Origin of the sequence: uncultured Mucilaginibacter sp. (assembly GCF_913773635.1) — a bacterium.
Classification (GTDB): Bacteria; Bacteroidota; Bacteroidia; order Sphingobacteriales; family Sphingobacteriaceae; genus Mucilaginibacter.
Genome location: NZ_CAJYGQ010000005.1, coordinates 259,708 through 278,050, shown reverse-complemented (window position 1 = coordinate 278,050; position 18,343 = coordinate 259,708). Strand labels below are relative to the sequence as shown.

The following is an 18,343-nucleotide window of genomic DNA, read 5'->3' as shown; positions in this document are numbered from 1 at the left end:
TAAAAAGTTTTCAACAGCAACTTTTGATAACTTTATCCCCACCACCGCAAACAATTGCTTATTTGTACAGTTATAAATTCCTTACTGCGCTTTCATAAACTACCATAACAACACTGTAAATCTTTCACTTACATTCTATAGCGCCAACAACATTAGCTCGTTAATAATTTTTGGTACTTTGCAACCTGTTACCAATTACATTGCCTTTGAAACCACATTACCCTATACTTGATGGCTTACGCGGAACAGCGGCCATTATGGTAGTTATCTTCCATTTGTACGAATCGTTGTACATCGATTATAGCATTCACCCTATTCACCATGGCTACCTTGCTGTCGACTTCTTTTTTATGTTGTCGGGCTTTGTTATTGGTTACGCTTATGATGACCGCTGGGGTAAATTGAAACCCTGGGACTTTTTTAAGGCGCGCCTTATTCGCCTGCACCCTATGGTTATTTTCAGCACAATACTCGGTGCCGTTTGCTTTTGGCTCGACCCCTATATAGATGCCAAATACCATATTGACTTTATGAAACTGGTGGGCATTACATTAATAGGACTAACATTACTGCCCACCCCTGATGTGCGGGGATGGGATGAAACTCATTCACTGAACGGGCCGCTATGGTCACTATTACAGGAATACATCGCAAACATTCTATATGTTGCGTTTGGGCGGGTGATAAGCATTAAGGCATTATGGATTGTAGCCATTATTAGCGGCTTATGGTTAGCATATGCGGCTAACATGCTGGGTAGCGTGGCCAGCGGTTGGGCTTATGGTAACTTTTGGATGGGTTTAACACGCATGGCATTCCCTTTCTTTGCAGGGTTGCTGCTATTCAGATCGGGGTTATTAATTAAAATACGCAACGCTTACCTGCTGTGCTCGGTAGTATTGATTGTACTTTTCATGCTACCCTATTTTAAATATAACGGGCTGTTTGAGGCTGCATGTATCATATTCATTTTTCCTTTGGTTATTGCAGCTGGTGCCGGAAGCAGCATTGGCGGAAAGTGGGCTAAACTGTGTAAGTTTTCGGGCGATTTGTCTTACCCTCTTTACATCATACACTACCCCGGCATTTATTACTTTTTGTATTGGATACAAGCAAAAAAGCCAACACCCGCTCAAATGCTAACTGTTGGCTGCGGGTTGTTTATTGTATTTGTGGCGGTTGCATATGCAGCACTTAAGCTATATGACGAACCTGTGCGCGCCTGGCTGAAAAGAAAGTGGATGCGCGCATAAAATGCAAACCTTATTATACAAAAAAGCCCCTGCTATAAAATAACAGGGGCTTTTATTATGTTTAAGTAAGTATTAACGCTGGGTAATGCCTTCGGCAAGTACCATTACTTTGTTATTATTTACTTCAACCACTCCGCCTTGTATGCGGTAAACACCTTCTTTACCATCTTTGCTTCCGCCGCGAACAATAAGTTTACCATCCTCAAGCGTTGAAATGATTGGTGCGTGGTTATTTAATATCTCAAACGACCCTAAAGTACCCGGAACGGTTACTGAGCTAACTTCGCCCTCAAATACTTTTTTATCAGGAGTAAGAATTTCTAAAGTCATTTTTTGAGTTATGTGCTGTAACTTGCGTGTTGAGAGTTTTGCAATTCATTATTTGTTAACTCTCAACCCGCAAACTGCAACAATTAATTATTTGCTTCTGCTAATAGTTTTTTACCTTTTTCAATGGCGTCTTCAATAGTACCAACAAGGTTAAATGAAGCTTCAGGATATTGATCCACTTCACCATCCATGATCATATTGAAACCTTTGATAGTTTCTTTGATATCAACCAATACACCTTTTAAGCCGGTAAACTGCTCGGCCACGTGGAAAGGCTGTGATAAGAAACGCTGAACACGACGAGCGCGTGATACTGTTAACTTATCTTCTTCAGATAACTCATCCATACCTAAAATGGCAATGATATCCTGAAGTTCTTTGTAACGTTGTAAGGTTTCTTTAACGCGTTGTGCGGTGTTATAATGCTCATCACCCAATACAGCAGCGCTCAAAATACGTGAAGTTGAATCCAGAGGGTCAACCGCAGGATAGATACCTAACTCAGCAATCTTACGTGAAAGTACGGTGGTAGCGTCCAAGTGGGCGAAAGTTGTAGCCGGCGCAGGGTCAGTCAAGTCATCCGCAGGTACGTAAACGGCCTGTACTGAAGTAATTGAACCACGTTTTGTTGAGGTAATACGTTCCTGCATGATACCCATCTCGGTAGCAAGCGTTGGCTGGTAACCTACCGCTGATGGCATACGACCTAATAAAGCCGATACTTCAGAACCCGCCTGAGTAAAGCGGAAGATATTATCGATAAAGAACAGGATATCACGGCCTTTACCTTCAGCATCACCATCACGGAAATACTCGGCAATAGTTAAACCTGATAATGCAACACGTGCACGTGCACCTGGCGGCTCGTTCATCTGACCGAACACGAAGGTTGCTTTTGAATCTTTTAATTCTTCGGCGTTCACCTTAGATAGATCCCATCCGCCTTGCTCCATAGAGTGCATAAACTCTTCCCCGTATTTGATAATGCCTGACTCAAGCATCTCGCGCAGTAAGTCATTACCTTCACGCGTACGCTCACCTACACCAGCAAATACCGATAAACCTGAGTATGCTTTTGCAATGTTGTTAATCAGTTCCTGAATTAATACGGTTTTACCTACACCAGCACCACCAAACAAACCAATTTTACCACCTTTAGCATAAGGCTCTAAAAGGTCAATTACTTTAATACCAGTAAACAGTACTTCAGTTTCGGTAGATAAGTCTTCAAATCTTGGAGGAGTAGCGTGAATAGGACGACCACCTTTTTTGTCTAAATCAGGCAAACCATCAATAGCATCACCTACTACGTTAAATACACGACCTTTGATATTATCACCGATAGGCATACGGATAGGAGATTCCAGATCGGTTACCGGCATGCCGCGTAATAAACCGTCGGTTGAGTCCATTGCAATGGCACGTACGCGATCTTCGCCTAAGTGCTGCTGAACTTCTAATACAATTTTCTGACCGTTGCTTTTGGTGATCTCCAGCGCATCATAAATTCTAGGAAGATGTGCATCGTCGCTAAAGCTTACGTCAACTACCGGACCAATGATTTGTGAGATTTTTCCAATGTTTGGCATATATACCTTACCTAATTTTTTAAAACTGATAATGAAACAGGTTTTGTAACAAACACATGACACTATTTCGGAGCGCAAAGTTAAGGTTTATAATGACTTTTTAACTACTTATATGAAAGAATTTTACTGAAAATATGAACCTAATACACTCAACGGATAATGAATAATAACAGATGGATAATATATCACAATAAAAAGCGTTCAGCTGATCGTCATCAGCGGATAGCTTGACTTTTAAATTAAGGCATCACAAGCACAATTTTGCCTATGTGTTCGCTGCTTTCCATAAGCGAATGCGCTTTGGCAGCATGATGTAACGGGTAAGTTTGGTTAATCACTGCTTTAATTTGTCCTTGCTCAATTAGTGGCCATACATGTTCCTTGAGTTGTTTTGCAATTGCAGCCTTAAATTCAGTATTTCTGCCACGCAAAGTTGAACCGGTTATGGCAATTCGCTTACGCATAACCAATGACAAATCAACTTGCGCATCTTTACCCTTCATGGTATTAATCAGTACCAACCGTCCATCATTTGCAAGTGCGGCAAGGTTTAGCGGTGTGTAATCGCCTCCTATCATGTCTAAAATTATGTCAACACCATTTCCGTTGGTTAACTGTATGATCTCATCAGCAAAATTTTGCGTTTTGTAGTTGATGGCTTTTGTTGCACCCAATTGTTCGCACACTTCACATTTATGGGCTGTACCGGCGGTTACATACACAGTGCTACCTAAAGCTTTAGCCATTTGTATAGCTGCCACACCAATACCGCTGCTGCCGCCATGCACAAGCAAACTTTGGCCCGGCTGTAACCCTGCCCTGTCAAAAACGTTACTCCAAACAGTAAAAAAAGTTTCGGGGAGGCTTGCAGCTTCAACCATGCTCATACCCGCCGGAACCGGCAAACATTGCCCTTCGGGAGCCACGCAATATTCAGCATAACCGCCGCCTGCTATAAGAGCGCATACCTCATCACCCGCTTGCCATAACGACACATCAGACCCAATTGCTTCAACCACGCCCGCCACTTCAAGCCCAGGTATATCAATGGATGAACCCGGGGGCGGCAGGTAACTGCCTTCACGCTGCGCAACATCGGGCCGGTTAACGCCGGCAGCATGCACTTTTATCAATACTTCATTTGGCCGGGGCACAGGCTTTGGCCGCTCGGCCAGCTTCAACACATCAGGTCCTCCGGGTTTACAAATTATCACTGTTTTCATCATTCAATTAACTCTGCTACTGGCCCACGGTTTTAAACTTTCATATGGTTTATCAAATTTCAGCGTTGTATCATGAGCGTTTTTTTGGTTTATTTAACGCTTGTAATTTTACTTGCTCTTTAACTTAAATGATTAATTTTTATTCTATAAAACGCCTGTTATTGGCAGGCATGCTTTTATGTACCACAAACACCTTCGCCCAAGCTCCCGCCAAGCCAAAACCCAACTGGCAAAACCTCGACCTGAAAGCCGACGGAATGTTTGGTATAAGCACTGAAAAAGCTTACAACGAATTACTGAAGGATAAAAAGCCATCAAAAGTAATTGTTGCCGTGATTGATGGCGGGGTTGATGTGAACCACGAAGATTTGAAAGATGTAATTTGGAGCAACAGCAAAGAAATTGCAGGCAACGGTATTGATGATGACAAAAATGGCTACGCCGACGATGTGCACGGCTGGAATTTCATAGGATCGGCCAAAGGCAACCTCCAATACGATAATACAGAACTTACCCGCCTGCTAAAAAAATACTGGATGAAGTTTGCCTACGCAACACCCGAAACACTGAAGGGCGAGGAACTTAAAGCTTATAATGAACACGAAAAGCATAAGGCCGAACTGCAAAAGCAACGAGCTGAAGCCACCCAAAGCCTGCAAAATATAAGCGGCTTTAAACAGGCCCTTGAAGCGGTACTGCAAGCCATTGGCATTGAAAACCCAACGTATAAAGACGTGATGAATTTTGTGCCGCGCAACCAGGTTGATAACCGTGTGCGCGAGATTGTGCTTCGCATGATGCCTGAATACAAGGATTTTAAAGATTTTAAAAAGAATGTAGTAGATGAGGCCTACCAGCATTATAACGAAAAGCTGAATTACCACTTAAATATGGACTATGAGGCGCGTGACCTTGTAGGCGACAATTACGAAAACAGTAACGAACACTTCTACGGCAACAACGATGTTACCGGGCCTGATGCGGATCATGGTTCGCATGTGGCAGGAATTATTGCCGCCCTGCGTGAAAACAACCTAGGTATTAAAGGTGTAGCCAATAACGTTGCCATCATGTCGGTACGTACGGTACCCAACGGCGATGAACGCGATAAGGATGTAGCCAACGCTATAAGATACGCTGCCAATAACGGAGCTAAGGTAATTAACATGAGTTTTGGCAAACCCTACTCATGGGATAAAAAAGTAGTGGACGAAGCGGTGAAGTACGCTGTAAGTAAAGATGTGCTACTTATACACGCTGCCGGTAACGACAATGAAAACACTGACCAAAAGATATTTTACCCTAACCGTAATTATGAAGACAAAAGCGGTACGGCCGAAGCATGGATAGAAGTTGGTGCATCGGGCTTTATAGATGATAAAACATTGAAAGCACCATTTTCAAACTATGGTAAAAATACAGTGGATGTATTTGCTCCAGGTGTTGCTATCTATTCAACTACACCAAATTCAGAGTATGCCAATCATGACGGTACCAGCATGGCGGCACCGGTAGTAAGCGGACTTGCGGCACTTATCAGATCATACTACCCCTCTTTGACCGCTGCAGAGGTTAAAGAAGTTATTTTAAAATCGGTTGTTAAAATAGACCATAAAGTAAACTATAAAGTTGGCAGCAAAGAGCGAAGCATTGCCTTTGCCGACTTGTGTAAAACCGGCGGTGTTGTAAACGCTTATAATGCGCTTAAACTTGCGGCGGCTAAGTCGGCAGCCAAATAAGAACATGAACAACAACTTGTGTTATGGTTTATTTGAAAATTAATATCCTGATTATGAAGTCGGAAACTCATTTTCAAAAATTATTTATCATTTTTTTATAAAAACATTTGAACGGAATGTAGAATAATACTACTTTTGCATTCCGTTTCAGGAAGCACTCGTAGCTCAATTGGATAGAGCATCTGACTACGGATCAGAAGGTTAGGGGTTCGACTCCCTTCGAGTGCACTTTTTAATCTCAAAGCCTTTCCGTATTATTGCAGAAAGGCTTTTTTAATTTAAAACACAAATCACAAGGATGCTGAACTTAGTTTTGTTTGGTCCGCCGGGCGCTGGCAAGGGTACACAATCTCAAAAACTTATTGAAAAATACGGCTTAATACATCTCTCAACCGGTGATATATTACGCAATGAAATTGCACAAGGTACTACGCTGGGCCTCGAAGCTAAAAAACTGATGGATGATGGCAAACTTGTACCTGATGAAGTAGTGATTGGCATGATTAGCAATAAGCTAGATGCAAATGCTGATGCCAAAGGCTTTATATTTGACGGGTTTCCACGCACTGTTGCGCAGGCAGCGGCTTTAGATACCTTACTTGAGGAAAAAAGCACTGCAATTTCAGGCATGATAGCTTTGGTGGTTGATGATGAAGAGTTAGAAAAACGCTTGTTAGAGCGCGGCAAAACATCAGGCCGCCCTGATGATGCAAACCCCGAAATTATTCGTAAACGCATTAACGAGTATAATAGCAAAACCACGCCGGTAGCAGAGTTTTACAAAGAACAGGATAAGTTTACCAGCATTAACGGCGTAGGTACCATTGATGGTATTTTTGATGCCATTAGCGAGGTAATAGAAAAATATTAATATTTCCGCTAGCCGGAATTTTGATTTCGGATTTGAACAGTGCTACAAAGGGCTGTTTAAATCCGAAATTGTTGTTTATAGCAGGTTGAGACTTTGTCATTGCTAATTATTGCAGATAATCCTGATAAATGTGCAAGGTAAGCACGTTAAAGAGGTTTGTCGGGCTTGAAATGACAAGTAGAAAATTAAAGAGTTACACAAATTCGAATGTAAAAATTTGGATTTTGAAATACAAAACACATGAGCCAGGGTTCGAACTTTGTTGACTATGTAAAAATTTGCTGCCGCTCGGGCAAGGGTGGAGCAGGGTCGGCGCATTTGCACCGTGATAAACATACGGCTAAAGGTGGCCCCGATGGTGGCGACGGTGGCCGTGGCGGACATGTTATTGTGAAGGGCAATGCCCAGCTATGGACCATGCTACACCTCAAATACCGCAAGCATATCATTGCCGGTGATGGTGACAGTGGCGGCAGTGCCCTTAGCACCGGTAAAACCGGCAGAGACGAAATACTTGAAGTACCCTTGGGCACTATAGCCCGCGATGCCGAAACTGGCGAGGTGATTTTTGAAATTACTAAAGACGGCGAGACCAAAATTCTAACCTCAGGGGGCCGTGGTGGTTTAGGTAACTGGCATTTTAAATCATCAACCCACCAAACACCACGTTACGCTCAACCGGGCGAACCTGGACAAGAGCACTGGAATATACTGGAATTGAAATTACTGGCGGATGTAGGTTTGGTTGGTTTTCCGAACGCGGGTAAGTCTACCCTACTATCAGTAGTATCAGCAGCCAAGCCCGAAATTGCTGATTATGCTTTTACTACCCTTGTACCTAATCTAGGCATTGTGGCTTACCGCAATAACCGTTCATTTGTAATGGCCGATATTCCGGGTATTATTGAAGGAGCATCAAAAGGTAAAGGTTTGGGCTTCCGTTTTTTACGTCATATTGAGCGCAACTCTGTATTGTTATTCATGATTCCGGCCGATACTAACCGCAGCATTAAGCAGGAATATGAGATATTATTGCATGAGCTTAAAGAGTACAATCCCGAGCTTGCTCACAAGCCACGTGTACTGGCTATTACCAAAAGCGATTTGCTGGATGACGAACTGCAACAGGAAATGAAAGCAGAGCTTCCAGAAGGCATACCTGCGGTATTTATTTCAGCCGTAGCCCAACAAGGCATTGATCCATTGAAAGATTTGCTGTGGAAAGAAATCAATAATAACATTCAATAATTATCCTATCCCTTTTTATCCAAAGAGGGAACTTTTTTGAAAAGGATTAATTACGGAAATTGAATAATTACTTTCCTATCCAAACGGTATAATCACTTGTAAGCTTTTTAGGCTCAAAGTTTTTATACCCGGGGAAACACTTTTGCATTATAAACTTAGCTCCTCCGTTGGTTTCATATTCCGACGGCAGCAAAATATACAATGGCCCGGCGTGTCCTTTAAATGTGTAGTCATCATAATTGGTACCAACATCGGCACCTATGGGTTCAATGGTTATAAACCGGTTGTTTTGAATTTCCAAGCCTAAATCGGCGCTGATGAAAACGAAGATAGCATTGCGTTGCCGCTGATCTGCTTGTAAAATGTACTTAAGCGTTGGCTTGTCAATAAATTGCTGGGTAATGCCCGAAGTGCCGTGTATGCCTTCCTCGCGGTTATACCAGTATTCGCGGTGCAGAGTTGAAATGCTTTGCCAGGCAATAAATATCCAAATAAACACAAAGGCTGCCTTAAAATAAATCCTGCTATTATCAACCAAATAAATTGCTCCCGGAACAATCAACAGCCCCACAATACGAAAGTGCCGGCCTTCATATGATATAGCTAACTGGCGTACAAAGGCCTGCCCAAAGAAAAGAAAGAAAACTACATAAAAAGCAACTAAAGCGATAATGTATTGACGGTAAGGCACAAGCCTTACAATTGCCCAAACCAGTGCTACGCTGCCCGCGGCTATAGCAATCAACAATATGGTTGTTACGGCCGGCGAAAACATAGGTCCGTCGGGGTGGTAAATTAAGCCATGCGTCAGTTCATCTAACGAGAAACCAGCCAGCAAAGGTGAGCCTATCGGGAACAAGAACGTTTCCCATATGATACGAAAACCACCGCTTGACTCTGACGCCGGGTTTTCGCCCCTGCTTAAAAAGAAGATGTAAATACAAGCTACAGAAATCACAAACGGAATACTGATGGCTATTCCGTTTTTAATCCATGCAGCGTAATCTTTGCGTTGTGGCGACATATTAATCCACATACAAAACAAACCGGCCGCGTACACCAGCATCATTGACGATTTGCTGAAGAAGCCTGCCCAGCCTGCAACCAATACAAACAGCAGCATGAGCGGGCTAACTTTTTTGAAATGAAAGCATCCGTATAAAAACCACCCTGCATAAGCAAACATGATTACCTCTCCCCCATTATAAAAAGCAAACGGAATATAGTAAAACAGCTGACTGGCAATAAAGACCACACTTAAAGCAGCAATAACCGGCTTAAAGCCTACTTTCTTAAAAAAAGCAAAAAAGCCAAAAAGGCCTGTTATTTCACATAATACACTGGTAAATACTGAAGCCTGCCCGGTGTTAACATCAAACAATTGCTTAAAAATGTAAGGTAATAAATATTGTCCCGGCGACCACCACGTTAAAAAAAAGCCGGAATCTCTGGCTATGTTGGCAGTATCAGGTCCTACCAGCATATTGAAGGCACCGCCGTGTTCCATTGAGCGCATTACCTGAAAACCCCAGCTTGGATCGGGGTATATGGCCGGAGGTGCTACAAAACTATAAGCTCCGGTAATAAACGTTACCAATACCGGAACCGCCAAAATAATGAAGGCCCATTTATTTTCCCTGATGCTACTTTTAGAGGTCATGCAATTACAAAAGTAGGCATTATTAAAAGATAGTATGAATATGACCCGCCCGTGTATTAAAACACACGCTTAAGCCTTTATATTTTATAATTTTGCAGGGTACTAAGTATTAGATAATGAGAATAGCTATCAATGGATTCGGCCGTATTGGCCGCATCTTTTTGCGTAATATATTGAACAGGCCGGGCATTGAGGTAGTTGCCATTAATGACATTACCAGCACACAAACGCTGGCACATTTATTTAAATACGACAGCGTTCACCGAGGCTTTAAAGGCGATGTTTCTTTTGATGAGCAACATTTGTTTATAAACGGCAAATCAATAAAAATACTGGCCGAAAGCATTCCGGTAAATCTACCATGGGCAGATCTTGACATTGATCTTGTAATTGAATCAACCGGCAAGTTTGCCTCGCTCGATGGCGCTAACCAGCATTTATCTGCAGGTGCCAAACAAGTTATTATATCTGCCCCGGCAGGCGGCAAAACGGTACCAACCGTGGTGTTGGGTGTGAATGATGATCAAATTGATTTGCGGTCGCCCATTATATCAAATGCATCATGTACTACCAACAATGTGGCTGCTATGGTAAAGGTGCTGGAAGAAAACTGGGGCATAACCGAAGGTTATATCACCACCGTACACTCCATGACCGGCGATCAAAACCTGCACGATGCTCCTCATAAAGACCTTCGCAGGGCAAGGGCTGCATCATCATCTATCATTCCAACAACCACCGGAGCAGCAAAGGCAATAACTTCAATATTCCCTCATTTGGATGGTAAATTAGGCGGAGCAGGAATACGTGTGCCTGTACTTAACGGTTCACTTACTGATTTTACCTGCCTTTTAAAAAAGCGGGCAACTGTTGAGGCCATTAATGCAGCCTTTAAGGAAGCTGCCAACGGCGCAATGAAAGATATTTTAGAATATACCGAAGACCCTATAGTATCAACCGATATACTTGACAACCCGCATAGCTGTATATTCGATGCACAGCTAACATCAATAGTTGGCGACCTGGTAAAAGTTGTGGGCTGGTATGACAATGAAATGGGTTATAGCAGCCGTTTGGCCGATTTGGTTGAGCGAATTGCATCATTGAGTTCTTAAATACAGCTTCAGAGAATAATACAACTTGAACCTTTCTAACTTACAAAACCAATAATTATCACTCGTGGTAAAATTTATAAGCAAAGATGATATACTTCCTATCCGCAATGAAATATTGCGTGAGGGAAAGCTTACCCTTGAAGAATGCCGCTTTACGGGCGATGATTATCCAGAAAGCTTCCACTTAGGTTTCTTTGATGGTGATGAGCTAGTAAGTATTGCGTCTTTTCATCCGCAAGGGTACGGTGAGTTTACCGGTAAAGGCTACCAGTTAAGGGGAATGGCTACTTTAAAAAGCTACCAGGGTAAAGGTTTGGGTACGCAGCTTGTAAATTTTGCTGTGGTTTATCTGCGCGGCCAAAAAGTAAACTATGTATGGTGCAATGCACGTAAAATAGCCGTTAACTTTTACAGCAACGTTGGTTTTGAAATTGTATCAAAGGAATTTGATATACCCGGAATTGGCCCGCACCATGCTATGTATCTTAAAATTCAATAAGCCGCATATATAAAATGAGCCTATACAAAAAATGCAACCCTTCATGGGTTGCATTTTTTATTTGAGCTAAGTAAGCTTATTGGTTTTCTTTTTTCTTCTCTACTATTTTACCAACTCCATAACCTGCTGCACCACCGGCTACACCACCAATTAATGCACCAACGCCGCGGTTTTTCTTGGTTACCAAAGCACCTGTTAAAGCACCTGCACCAGCGCCTATCAAAGCACCGTTACGTGCTGCGTGGCTTTTCTTTCTGGTAGTTGTTGTGGTATTTGCACCGTAGCCAGAAGCCGCATATGACGACCTTGTACCTGACGAAGCATAAGTAGTTGTTGCTCTTGCACGGCGGCGTTCACGCTCGCGCATAGCGCCTACATTTTTAAGGCTGTCTTCATAACGTGCCTGCTGTTGAGCCCTGAAAGCTGCCAGGCCTACGGTATCAGACTTTTCCATTGTTACGGTTGAAGTTTGCTGGCTGTCTACTTTAGCAGCCACGGTGTTAGATTGATTTGGGTTTGAATGACATGCAACTAAACCTAGTGCTACGCCCGAAACCATCAATAAACGCTTTACCTGTATCATAATTAACTGTTTTAAGTAAATGCTAATAATTAATTGACTTGTTGAATTGATAAAAGTCAAATGGTAAAAGCAATTTAGCTGCCAATTTTCACAACTCTTACTACTAATTTATATGTAAGCTATTGTTTAAAAGACGTTTAACCTTAACATATCAAATCAATTTACTTATCATTAAAAAAGTTAAGTGATATATAAATACATTCAACTTAAACACCATTAAGCTTGCATAGTGTATTTCCCACACATTTTTAAAATTACGTTTACGTATCTCAATTAATTTTCTGATTTTGGGCACTCATTTTGACATGCAACCAATCATGAAAACAATCGATCAACTAAACTTTGCCGGAAAAAAAGCCCTTATAAGGGTTGATTTTAACGTTCCGCTTGACAAGGATTACAACATAACTGATGATAACCGCATTACTGCTGCGCTGCCAACCTTAAAAAAAATATTGGCTGATGGCGGTTCGCTTATATTGATGTCGCACTTAGGCCGGCCAAAAGAAGGACCTACCGAAAAGTATTCTTTAAAGCACATCATTCCGCACCTATCTCAACTGCTTGGTAAAGAAGTCCAATTTGCAGATGACTGTATAGGCCAACAAGCAACTGAAAAAGCTGCTGCTCTTAAAGATGGCGAAGTATTGCTGCTTGAAAACCTGCGTTTTTACAAGGAAGAAGAAAAAGGCGATAAAGACTTTGCCGAAAAACTTTCAAAACTAGGCGATGTATACGTAAATGATGCCTTTGGAACTGCTCACCGCGCCCATGCTTCTACCGCTATAATTGCACAATTTTTCCCGGAAGCTAAGTACTTTGGCTACCTGATGGCTGCCGAACTGGAAAATGCCGAAAAAGTATTGAACGGTGCTGCCAAACCATTTACCGCTATTATGGGCGGCGCAAAAGTAAGCGACAAGCTGCTGCTGATTGAAAACATGCTTGAAAAAGTTGACAACCTTATTATTGGCGGTGGTATGGCTTATACCTTTGCAAAGGCTCAGGGTGGAAACATTGGCAAATCATTGGTAGAGGATGATAAGCTTGACCTGGCGCTACAGTTGATTGAAAAAGCCAAAAGCAAAGGCGTTAATTTGTTGTTACCAACCGATTCGGTAATTGCTGATGCATTTGCTGCCGACGCTAATACCGACATAGCGCCAAACAAAGAAATTAAAGAAGACTGGATGGGCTTGGATATTGGTCCGGATTCGATAGCCGCATTCACTAAAGTTGTAGCCGAATCAAAAACTGTGTTATGGAACGGCCCAATGGGCGTTTTCGAAATGGAAAAGTTTGAAAAAGGCACCAAAGCCGTAGCCGAAGCAGTAGTACAAGCTACAAAAGATGGTGGCTTTACGTTGATTGGTGGCGGCGACTCGGCTGCTGCAGTTTCAAAGTTTGGCTTTAATGATGATGTAAGCTACGTATCAACCGGCGGCGGTGCATTACTGGAATACATGGAAGGTAAGGAATTGCCGGGTGTTAAGGCTATAAACGAGTAATCTTAACACACCAAAATAAACGAGAAGGCTGCTTTCATCAAAGCGGCCTTTTTTGTATGTTTAGCTATTCAATAGCATTTATGAAACTCTTCGTTACGCTCCTATTCTCTTTATTTTGCATTACGGCTATTGCACAGCCCGGCAGTGCTGATGCCGCTTACGTTAAAGAACACTACACCAAGCATGAGTATCAAATACCCATGCGCGACGGCAAAAAGCTATTTACGTCGGTATACACTCCTAAAGATCAATCAAAAAAGCACCCTTTCATGATGGACCGCACTTGTTACAGTGTTGCTCCTTACGGAGCCGATGCTTACAGACCATCATTAGGACCGAACCCAAAGTTCATGCAGGATGGCTACATTTTCGTTTACCAGGATGTGCGCGGTCGTTGGATGAGCGAAGGCATTTACGAAGAAATGACTCCTGAACTGGAAGAGCACAAAACCAACAAAGATGTTGACGAAGGCACCGACACCTATGATACTATTGACTGGTTACTTAAAAACGTAGCCAACAACAACGGCAAAGTTGGGGTATGGGGTATTTCTTATCCAGGCTTTTACACTACAACAGCGCTGTTAAGCCGTCACCCGGCCCTGGTAGCTGCATCGCCACAGGCACCTATTGCCGATTTATGGCGCGATGATGCCTGGCATAACGGCACCTTCTTTTTAGCAGCCAACTTTGGCTTTTATCCGGGTTTTACTAACAGGCAGGATGATAAACCCACCCAGCGCCGCGGTGCAAGGTTTAACCCTAACCCTGGCAGTGAGGATGGTTATGACTTTTTCCTAAAAATGGGTTCAATGCGTAATACCAACGTAAAGTACTTCAAAGACACTATACGCTTGTGGAATGAGATGATGGACCACCCGGACTATGATCAGCATTGGAAAGACCGCAACGTGTTAACTCACCTGCACGATATTAAAACTGCTACACTGGTTACCGGCGGCTGGTATGATGCCGAAGATTTGTACGGCGCCATCAACACCTATAAAGTGCTTGCAGCTAAAAATCCTAACACGCCGGTTTACTTTGCCATGGGTCCGTGGGTACATGGCGGCTGGGCACGCGGCCTGGGCGACCACTTAGGTGATGTTGATTTTGGTGGTGCTACAGCCCCTTATTATCGTGATAGTATTGAGTTTGTCTTCTTTAGCCACTATTTGAAAGGCACACCCTTAAACTTGCCAAAGGTAAACACTTTTGAAACAGGCGAAAACAAATGGAGAAACTACAACATATGGCCGCCAGCCCCCGCTAAAGAAAAGAACCTTTACTTTTTGTCCGGTGGAAGATTATCATTTACGGCGCCATCTGCCACTAAAGAAAGCTTTAACGAATTTGTATCAGACCCTAACAAACCCGTGCCTTACTACGCTAAGCCAACTATGGACATGGAACGTGATTACATGACGGCCGACCAGCGTTTTTTAAAGGACCGTACTGACGTGGTAACTTATCAAACGGATGTGCTTACCAGTGATGTTACGCTTGCTGGTAACATTTGGGCTAACCTCAAAGTATCAACCACCGGCACCGATGCCGACTGGATTGTAAAAGTAATTGACGTTTACCCAGATAGCGCCCCTAATAATAAGTTTACGGGCAAAGACGTGCAAATGGCCGGCTACCAGCAAATGGTACGCAGCGAAGGTATGCGCGGAAAGTACCGTACAGGCTTTGATAAGCCATCTCCATTTGCGCCTGGCAAGGTAAGCCCGGTCAACTTTGAATTGCAGGATGTACTTCACACCTTTAAAAAGGGCCACCGTATTATGGTACAGGTACAAAGTTCATGGTTCCCACTTATTGACCGCAATACGCAGCAGTTTCAGGATATAATGAAAGCTAAGGATACCGATTTTAAAAAGGCAACGCACCGCGTTTACACTTCTAAAAACAATCCGAGCTTTTTGAAAGTACGGGTAATGTAATATGAAACATCTACTTATTTATTCAGGCTTGTTGATAGCCAGCTTACAAGCTTTCACTAATTCCGCTAATAAAAGCCCGATTCGGTTGTGAATTTACCAACCGGAGATAGTGCCTTTTTAGCGCTTAAAGATACTGCTCAAGCGAAAATCAACCAATTTGTTGATAGTTTGAAACTACATGCCGCCGATGAAAAGAACTATGTTTTTGCTGTAAAATCAGACTTTATTAAAGATGGTCAACATGAACATATGTGGTCAAGGTTTTTTGTGGTAAACAGTAATACTTTTCAAGGAATGCTCGTTGACTCTCCATACGTTTTGAAAAAGCTAAAAATACAAGACGAAGTAAAAGTTCCTTTAAAAGAAGTGGAAGCCTGGGTTATTTATGATGAAGTGCACAAGCAAAAGATTGGCAGCTTCTCATCGAAATATTTAGAGGGCCAAAAAGGGAATAATTAAGATAATAAACTTTTCGGCATCCTGCTTAACTTAGCCCCATGTTTAAGAATATACTGCCTGGGTTAATGTTTGCCATATTATGGTCAACCGGGGCAATAGGAGCCAAGTTTGGCATCCGCTCGGCCGATGGATTGATGCTGGCCGCTATACGTTTTATTTGCACGGGCTTACTATTCTCGCCATTCTTTCTACTTCATCCCAAGCATCGTTTTTTGCCTAAACGCAATGAATGGAAACCCATTTTTATTTACGGTTTTCTGAATAGTACAGCCACCTTAGGCAGCTTTTTTGCCGCTCAAAAATACTCACCGGCTGGAATCAGTATGCTGTTTACAGCCGTTACTCCGCTTTTGATTGCATTGCTTTCGTCCATTTTTTTAAAACGAAAACTAACACGATTTGAAGTTGGCGGTATGCTTATATCCTTTACCGGTTTAATTGTAGCCTCATTAGCAGCACTGCCCAACGCTTCTATTAAACCGCTTGGCATACTGTTGCTGGTTATTTATGTAACTGCCTATGCATCTAGCAGCATTTATCTTTCCAACGCACACATGTCACTTTCACGTATGGTGTTTAACATATGGCAGGTTTTTGTTGGTGGGGTTATGTTATTACCGTTTTGCTGGCTCTTCAATGCACACCAGGTTTACAAAGTGGATGTCAATTTGCTCCTAAGTCTTGCGTGGCTCATCATGGTACTATCATTTGTAGCAAATATGATATGGATGTACCTCGTAAAGCGCGATCCTGTAACTGCGGCCTCGTGGCTGTACCTTGTACCGGTGTTTGGCTACCTTTTTGGCTATTTATTATTGGGCGAAAGCATTACGCTTTATTCGGTAATAGGTACTATGCTGGTTATAATAGGGCTGGTAATTTCTAAACGTAAAAACGGGTCAACTACGAAGTCGGCATAATGGTTACTTGATCAACAAATCGTACAGCTTTTCGGGGCTTGAACCTGCTGATAAGTCAATATTGATATCGGGTCTTAAAACATTTTCAACTGATTTTCCGGCGGGGCGCAACCATTCTTTTACGCCAAACCTAACTGGCAGTTTTGTATTAGGCAAGTTTACTGAGTACATTTCACCAAAGTGTGAAGGGTGTCCGTTTTTAGGCACCTGGCCTGCTAAAGTAGCTATTTTGTTATCTTTAATTACAGTAGCAAACATCATAGCGCTCGAAAATGTACCGGGGCCTACAATTATATAAACCTTACCATTATAACGAAGCGGATTGTTTGACGAGGGAAATACCTTTTCTGCATCAAAATGAATTAAGCTTCCTGCTGCCTTAGCTGCGTAAACGCTATCTTTTATTCCCCAACTTTGCATCAGCTTTAAATACTCATCGCTACGCCGCCAGTTGCATTGATAATTAAGATATGGCTTAGCGTAAAAGTAGTCTATCATTGCATCACCAACTTCAGAGTTTCCCCCACCGTTATTACTCACATCAATAAAAAGGTACTTAGGCTTATCGGTGCTTATTTTTTGAAAAACGGTTTTGAGTACGTTCTTTATCGAGTCCATCTCTCTATTATTATGGACGTTGAAAGAATTGGCATTGATGTATCCGGCATCCTTATAAAGCGAATAAGAAATCAGCGGTAATTTTGCGGTGCTACTTACTGAAGCAGCGTTCAAGTATTTTTGCCAAACCTTTATGTCAACTCCAGGAACAACCACAGTTTTTCCTGCACCTGTTTTTACTTCATATTGCACTTTTGCATAGGGTGTGCTCCAGCCGTACCATAAACCAAACTGCTGCATAGCCTTGTCTAACCGCTGGCCACGAAAGCCTGTTGCGTAAGCAATATTGCGGTTAACTAGTGCATTCACCGGCTCATTATTTATTTGCGTTATAACGTCGCCCTTAACAATACCTGCAACATCTGTAAGGGTATTATCTACTACGTAATCCTTACCTTTTTTTGTTAGCGTGATAGGCAGGAACACACTGCTGGTAAAATAGGTACCAATAAGTTTTCCGTTGTAGCCTATTTGCGCATGCTCGTCAGACAGGTAAGACACTACAGGTTTTACTAAACGATAAAAGTCTACCGCTGTTAGCGAATCAGTGATGCTAGATTCAATGTCGTCGAATAACTTTTGATATTGCGTTTGCGAAAGCTCAGTAAATGGGTTAGCGTGCACATTAAATACTTGCTGTTTCAAAAAGTCAAGATCTGTCTTAAGTTCATTAGCAGAAAACTTTGGCAGTTCAGTTGTATTTTGTCCAAAAGTCAATAAAACTTCAAGTAGCGCAGCAAACAGGATAATTAGTTTTTTCATTCGGCAATGCGTGGGTAAAG

General features: G+C 42.4%; 16 protein-coding genes and 1 tRNA gene. 11 read left to right on the top strand and 6 right to left on the bottom strand.

What is annotated here, in order from left to right; all coding sequences use genetic code 11:
• Positions 1-206: 206 nt before the first annotated feature.
• Positions 207-1,253: an acyltransferase gene (locus QZ407_RS04925; protein ID WP_295768176.1), complete on the top strand. Its 1,047-nt coding sequence runs from the start codon at positions 207-209 to the stop codon at positions 1,251-1,253.
• A 72-nt stretch (positions 1,254-1,325) separates the two neighbouring features.
• Here the strand turns inward: QZ407_RS04925 and atpC are convergent, their stop codons facing one another.
• From atpC to QZ407_RS04910, 3 genes are all read right to left on the bottom strand, one after another.
• Positions 1,326-1,583: an ATP synthase F1 subunit epsilon gene (gene atpC / locus QZ407_RS04920; protein ID WP_157539900.1), complete on the bottom strand. Its 258-nt coding sequence runs from the start codon at positions 1,581-1,583 to the stop codon at positions 1,326-1,328.
• A gap of 83 nt (positions 1,584-1,666) precedes the next feature.
• On the bottom strand, positions 1,667-3,172 hold the full coding sequence (gene atpD, locus QZ407_RS04915; RefSeq protein ID WP_295768173.1) for a F0F1 ATP synthase subunit beta: 1,506 nt from the start codon (positions 3,170-3,172) through the stop codon (positions 1,667-1,669).
• 239 nt (positions 3,173-3,411) lie between these two features.
• Positions 3,412-4,398 (bottom strand): NAD(P)H-quinone oxidoreductase, encoded by a 987-nt coding sequence (locus tag QZ407_RS04910; protein ID WP_365334638.1) that lies wholly within the window; start codon positions 4,396-4,398, stop codon positions 3,412-3,414.
• Between the two features lie 125 nt (positions 4,399-4,523).
• Between QZ407_RS04910 and QZ407_RS04905 the strand changes: the two genes are divergently transcribed.
• From QZ407_RS04905 to obgE, 4 genes are all read left to right on the top strand, one after another.
• Positions 4,524-6,134 carry a S8 family peptidase gene (locus tag QZ407_RS04905; protein WP_295768170.1) on the top strand — a complete coding sequence of 537 codons (1,611 nt, stop codon included), beginning with the start codon at positions 4,524-4,526 and terminating at the stop codon, positions 6,132-6,134.
• Positions 6,135-6,288: 154 nt separating this feature from the next.
• Positions 6,289-6,362, top strand: a tRNA-Arg gene (locus QZ407_RS04900).
• Between the two features lie 70 nt (positions 6,363-6,432).
• The gene (locus QZ407_RS04895) at positions 6,433-7,005 is read left to right on the top strand and encodes an adenylate kinase (RefSeq protein WP_157539904.1); all 573 of its coding nucleotides are present in this window, start codon (positions 6,433-6,435) and stop codon (positions 7,003-7,005) included.
• Between the two features lie 240 nt (positions 7,006-7,245).
• Positions 7,246-8,253, top strand: a complete 1,008-nt coding sequence (obgE, locus tag QZ407_RS04890) for a GTPase ObgE (protein WP_295768168.1) — start codon at positions 7,246-7,248, stop codon at positions 8,251-8,253.
• A gap of 67 nt (positions 8,254-8,320) precedes the next feature.
• Here obgE and QZ407_RS04885 read toward each other — a convergent pair whose 3' ends face one another.
• The gene (locus QZ407_RS04885) at positions 8,321-9,913 is read right to left on the bottom strand and encodes a hypothetical protein (RefSeq protein ID WP_295768166.1); all 1,593 of its coding nucleotides are present in this window, start codon (positions 9,911-9,913) and stop codon (positions 8,321-8,323) included.
• A 116-nt stretch (positions 9,914-10,029) separates the two neighbouring features.
• Here QZ407_RS04885 and gap point away from each other — a divergent pair, with 116 nt between their 5' ends.
• Both gap and QZ407_RS04875 read left to right on the top strand, forming a co-directional pair.
• Positions 10,030-11,028, top strand: coding sequence for a type I glyceraldehyde-3-phosphate dehydrogenase (gene gap, locus QZ407_RS04880; RefSeq protein ID WP_295768163.1), 999 nt, complete (start codon positions 10,030-10,032; stop codon positions 11,026-11,028).
• A 64-nt stretch (positions 11,029-11,092) separates the two neighbouring features.
• Positions 11,093-11,527, top strand: coding sequence for a GNAT family N-acetyltransferase (locus tag QZ407_RS04875; protein ID WP_295768160.1), 435 nt, complete (start codon positions 11,093-11,095; stop codon positions 11,525-11,527).
• 76 nt (positions 11,528-11,603) lie between these two features.
• Here QZ407_RS04875 and QZ407_RS04870 read toward each other — a convergent pair whose 3' ends face one another.
• The gene (locus tag QZ407_RS04870) at positions 11,604-12,110 is read right to left on the bottom strand and encodes a glycine zipper domain-containing protein (protein ID WP_295768158.1); all 507 of its coding nucleotides are present in this window, start codon (positions 12,108-12,110) and stop codon (positions 11,604-11,606) included.
• A gap of 317 nt (positions 12,111-12,427) precedes the next feature.
• Between QZ407_RS04870 and QZ407_RS04865 the strand changes: the two genes are divergently transcribed.
• The 4 genes from QZ407_RS04865 to QZ407_RS04850 all read left to right on the top strand — a co-directional run bounded on the left by QZ407_RS04865 (position 12,428) and on the right by QZ407_RS04850 (position 16,943).
• Positions 12,428-13,618: a phosphoglycerate kinase gene (locus QZ407_RS04865; RefSeq protein WP_295768156.1), complete on the top strand. Its 1,191-nt coding sequence runs from the start codon at positions 12,428-12,430 to the stop codon at positions 13,616-13,618.
• An 80-nt stretch (positions 13,619-13,698) separates the two neighbouring features.
• Positions 13,699-15,564 (top strand): CocE/NonD family hydrolase, encoded by a 1,866-nt coding sequence (locus tag QZ407_RS04860; protein WP_295768154.1) that lies wholly within the window; start codon positions 13,699-13,701, stop codon positions 15,562-15,564.
• An 87-nt stretch (positions 15,565-15,651) separates the two neighbouring features.
• Positions 15,652-16,023 (top strand): DUF2314 domain-containing protein, encoded by a 372-nt coding sequence (locus QZ407_RS04855; protein ID WP_295768152.1) that lies wholly within the window; start codon positions 15,652-15,654, stop codon positions 16,021-16,023.
• A 38-nt stretch (positions 16,024-16,061) separates the two neighbouring features.
• Positions 16,062-16,943, top strand: coding sequence for a DMT family transporter (locus tag QZ407_RS04850; RefSeq protein WP_295768150.1), 882 nt, complete (start codon positions 16,062-16,064; stop codon positions 16,941-16,943).
• Between the two features lie 3 nt (positions 16,944-16,946).
• Here the strand turns inward: QZ407_RS04850 and QZ407_RS04845 are convergent, their stop codons facing one another.
• A complete protein-coding gene (locus QZ407_RS04845) occupies positions 16,947-18,323 on the bottom strand; it encodes a S41 family peptidase (protein WP_295768148.1) in 1,377 nt (458 codons plus the stop codon).
• Positions 18,324-18,343: the final 20 nt, after the last annotated feature.

What these genes read in the sequence shown, in the direction of transcription:
- atpC (WP_157539900.1), bottom strand. Translation starts at nt 1,583, where the DNA reads ATGACTTTAGAAATTCTTACTCCTGATAAAAAAGTATTTGAGGGCGAA.
- atpD (WP_295768173.1), bottom strand. Translation starts at nt 3,172, where the DNA reads ATGCCAAACATTGGAAAAATCTCACAAATCATTGGTCCGGTAGTTGAC.
- QZ407_RS04910 (WP_365334638.1), bottom strand. Translation starts at nt 4,398, where the DNA reads ATGATGAAAACAGTGATAATTTGTAAACCCGGAGGACCTGATGTGTTG.
- QZ407_RS04905 (WP_295768170.1), top strand. Translation starts at nt 4,524, where the DNA reads ATGATTAATTTTTATTCTATAAAACGCCTGTTATTGGCAGGCATGCTT.
- QZ407_RS04895 (WP_157539904.1), top strand. Translation starts at nt 6,433, where the DNA reads ATGCTGAACTTAGTTTTGTTTGGTCCGCCGGGCGCTGGCAAGGGTACA.
- obgE (WP_295768168.1), top strand. Translation starts at nt 7,246, where the DNA reads ATGAGCCAGGGTTCGAACTTTGTTGACTATGTAAAAATTTGCTGCCGC.
- QZ407_RS04885 (WP_295768166.1), bottom strand. Translation starts at nt 9,913, where the DNA reads ATGACCTCTAAAAGTAGCATCAGGGAAAATAAATGGGCCTTCATTATT.
- gap (WP_295768163.1), top strand. Translation starts at nt 10,030, where the DNA reads ATGAGAATAGCTATCAATGGATTCGGCCGTATTGGCCGCATCTTTTTG.
- QZ407_RS04870 (WP_295768158.1), bottom strand. Translation starts at nt 12,110, where the DNA reads ATGATACAGGTAAAGCGTTTATTGATGGTTTCGGGCGTAGCACTAGGT.
- QZ407_RS04865 (WP_295768156.1), top strand. Translation starts at nt 12,428, where the DNA reads ATGAAAACAATCGATCAACTAAACTTTGCCGGAAAAAAAGCCCTTATA.
- QZ407_RS04860 (WP_295768154.1), top strand. Translation starts at nt 13,699, where the DNA reads ATGAAACTCTTCGTTACGCTCCTATTCTCTTTATTTTGCATTACGGCT.
- QZ407_RS04850 (WP_295768150.1), top strand. Translation starts at nt 16,062, where the DNA reads ATGTTTAAGAATATACTGCCTGGGTTAATGTTTGCCATATTATGGTCA.
- QZ407_RS04845 (WP_295768148.1), bottom strand. Translation starts at nt 18,323, where the DNA reads ATGAAAAAACTAATTATCCTGTTTGCTGCGCTACTTGAAGTTTTATTG.